Origin of the sequence: Rothia sp. HMSC071B01, from assembly GCF_001808945.1 — a bacterium.
Taxonomy (GTDB): Bacteria; Actinomycetota; Actinomycetes; order Actinomycetales; family Micrococcaceae; genus Rothia.
Map to the genome: position 1 here is coordinate 1 of NZ_KV795063.1, position 2977 is coordinate 2977.

A 2977-nucleotide genomic window follows, 5' to 3' on the forward strand; every position below is an offset into this window, starting at 1 on the left:
CCCCCCCCCCCCCCCCGCTCAGGGGGGCGGGCGGGCGAGGAAGGGCGGCGACTGGATTCAGCCGCCCCCTCTGCTCACCGGGCTACGCCTCGCTAATGGGCACTGCGAAATCGAAAATGTCGCTAGGCTTCTGTAGCTCAAGGTATTCAGCCGCGAGGGTGAGCATGACCTCTAGCATGCGCCCCTTATCGCCTGCTACAGAGGCTTCATAGATTTCCTGGCTGGCTTTTTCCCATGCGGGGGTTTGCGCCAGAATCAGGACACCTTCACCGACGAAGCTACGCATAGGCGTTACGGGGCGGTTAAGCCCAATGACCAGCATGCGAATTTCGGCGGTTTTGGGGCTTTCTTTGCGTGCCTCTTCCGGCGAGATAGGCATTTTCAAAACCGGGATAGACAATGTAGTAGGTACAATGTTTTGCTTTTCCTGGTAATCCTTCAGGGACGCGGGGTAGGTGGTTTCCATTTGATTCTCCAATCATTCAAGGGCGGTTTATCAGGGTTTTCCCTGATGCCTTTATCGTCCTATTTTTTGACTTTCTTTTTTGAGTTTTCGACAGGCTTGTCCTTTTCCTAAATAACCCTTTTCGGTGCCTTTCACCCCCAACCAAAGGTTGGGGGTGAAAGGCACCACAGGAACCCTATTCCTTGCCCTCCAGGGGAATTACCGCGTCAAGAATGGTACGGGCGGTATTCACAACATTTCCCGCCGCTTTTGCCAGTACCGAAACATCTTGTGCAGACCAACCGGCAACGTAGGGAATGTTCTTTGTGGAGACGTCCAAACCCCATGCAGAGGTCACCACATAGGCGACGGATTCGGCTTCAGTCTCAGCCAAAGAGCGGCAACCCTCGCTATTGGAGTGGTACGCCTCCATATCCAAATCTTCGTGCATGAGGGCGTGCCCGATTTCATGCGCCAGGGTGGAAGCTCGAAGGTTGGAAGTCCGCAGCGAATTGATGCTAATCTTCCGTGCCTCATGGTCGGTGTAACCGCCCAAATTAGCCCCTAGCGGCTCTTGTACGACCTTCCAGCCCTGAGCGGTAATGAAGGCTTCCAGAGCCTCATACAGCCCCTTATCGGCGGTCTCAGGGGTTTCTGCTTGGTGCACCTTGAACCCTTCCGGAAGGGGCTTAGCGCCCTCCAGCGGCTCGACCTGAGAGACGTCAAAAACAGAGACCTGGCGAAAGTAGGTAACCCGTTTGGTCTCGCCGTTTTCGTCGATCACCGGCTTACCGTCATCACCTTTGACGATTACGGTACGGGGGGCAAGAATACGCAACCCCTTTTCACCCTTACGGACGGTGTACCCCATTTCACGCCAGGTCTTGAAACCGGCGCAATTGGTGGCATAACGATTCTGGGAAAGAATCAACACCATATTCTGGAAAGAATAGCGGCGGAAATTAAAAACCGAATTCAGCATAGAACGCCAATTGTCGGTAGACTGCAATTCCTTCACCGCCTGATTAAAGACTTCCAGGGTGTCGATAACATTCTGTGAGCGGTCGCTCTTGGTGCGTGCCATAATGGCACCTCCTTACGGTAGGGGAAAAATGAACCTGTCGGTAACGACAGGTTCATCATCTCGTTTTTGGAGGTTTCAAAAATATCTTTTTTGGGGATTGTCCCTTTTATAAATCATGGTTTTGAAGCGTCGGAATAATTTATTATCCCGACGCTTCAAAACCCTCTCTTTTTAGCCCGTATCGAGGGTCGTTAGGGCTTGCCCCGGGGGCTACTCTCAGCGGGGTTTTTGCCCTGGCTGTGGGTGCTGAGGCATTGCCTCCAGAGGGCAATCAGCTCAGAGATCTCCTCTTTGTGCTCCAAAACCCACCGGCAGCTCATCATGACCACTTGGAAGCTACGGACCACATGACGCGTTGCCGGGTCCTTCAGCAGCCTCTGCATGAGCTCATCACCGCTCAAGGTATGCACCTGCGGATCTTCCATCATCTCGATCAGGGTTTGCAGGAACCTGGTAAGGGCCGCCCGGGGTGCCACGGCGAGCGCGGCGGGCGGCTCTGTTCCGGGGTGCGCCGGGGCCGCCGGCTGCTTGGTGGTGGTGCTCTGCTGTGAGCGGGCGGGTAGGCCCGGTGCCTTGGGCTTCTTGAGGCCGGTCATGGCGGCTTTGATCAGATCGTGGGGGCTCATGGCTGCTTTCCTTCAGGGCTTGGGGGTCGGTGGTGGGTTCATCTTCCCGTGGGTGAGGTGGGTGCCTCTGGGATTCTGACAGTCATGTCCTTTTCCTAAATTTCAAGCTGCGCCCCGCCTGGAGGGGGTACCCTCCAGGCGGGGCGGGGGGGGTGCCTGTCCCGCCTATCGCAGGGTTTCTAGGCGGGCGGTAAGGCGGGTGTACAGGCGGCGTGCGAGCGCCCCCATGCGGTACCTGAGGGTTTTGCGGCGCTCATTCTCTCGACGGATAGCCGCCGCGTCCATGAGTTCGCCTGTGGACGAGCGGACGAGCACACAGACGCTTCCCTTCTCGTTGGTGACCTTCAGGTGCGGGTAGCGGTACTTGGTGCAGGTGCAATCCATGATGTTCTCTCCTTCAGAGACTCGAATACTCAACGTTTGACGTGACCATCTTCTAACTTTTGGGGCGGCGCTTTTGGGTTTTGACATTGCTTGTCCTTTTCCTAAATTCCCCTGAAAGAGCTGCGCCCCGCCCCCCTCTCTAGGGGGGTGTCCCGTCCGCCCTGCATCCCTCTACGGGGCGGTGCAGGGCGGCGGGGTGGGTGGCTTATGCGCCGTGTCCGCATTCCTTACAGACCCGGTCGGTCAGCTCCAGGGTTGCCCATTTATAGGCGACGCCCCAGGTGTAACCGCCTGAGGGCACCTCTCCACGGAATGCCTTGTGCATGGCTTCTAGGGCATCATTCCATGACACAGAGACCGGGACGGTGACCGATTCGAGCGGGGCATCATCCCAGCCGTTCACGGTCACCTCTGAAGCGTCCAGACCCAGCAGAGCCG

General features: G+C 56.8%; 5 protein-coding genes. All 5 read right to left on the bottom strand.

Annotation, left to right across the window (positions count from 1 at the left end):
• Window positions 1–82: 82 nt before the first annotated feature.
• Window positions 83–466 (bottom strand): hypothetical protein, encoded by a 384-nt coding sequence (locus HMPREF2527_RS00860; RefSeq protein WP_070505710.1) that lies wholly within the window; start codon window positions 464–466, stop codon window positions 83–85.
• Between the two features lie 175 nt (window positions 467–641).
• Window positions 642–1529, bottom strand: coding sequence for an ArdC-like ssDNA-binding domain-containing protein (locus HMPREF2527_RS00865; protein ID WP_070505713.1), 888 nt, complete (start codon window positions 1527–1529; stop codon window positions 642–644).
• 191 nt (window positions 1530–1720) lie between these two features.
• Entirely contained in the window at window positions 1721–2155 is a 435-nt protein-coding gene (locus tag HMPREF2527_RS00870) for a hypothetical protein (protein WP_049347001.1), read from the bottom strand.
• Window positions 2156–2320: 165 nt separating this feature from the next.
• On the bottom strand, window positions 2321–2539 hold the full coding sequence (locus HMPREF2527_RS00875) for a hypothetical protein (RefSeq protein WP_070505715.1): 219 nt from the start codon (window positions 2537–2539) through the stop codon (window positions 2321–2323).
• Between the two features lie 205 nt (window positions 2540–2744).
• Window positions 2745–2977, bottom strand: a 233-nt coding sequence (locus HMPREF2527_RS09765; RefSeq protein WP_168161080.1) for a hypothetical protein, incomplete at its 5' end; no start/stop codon positions are given.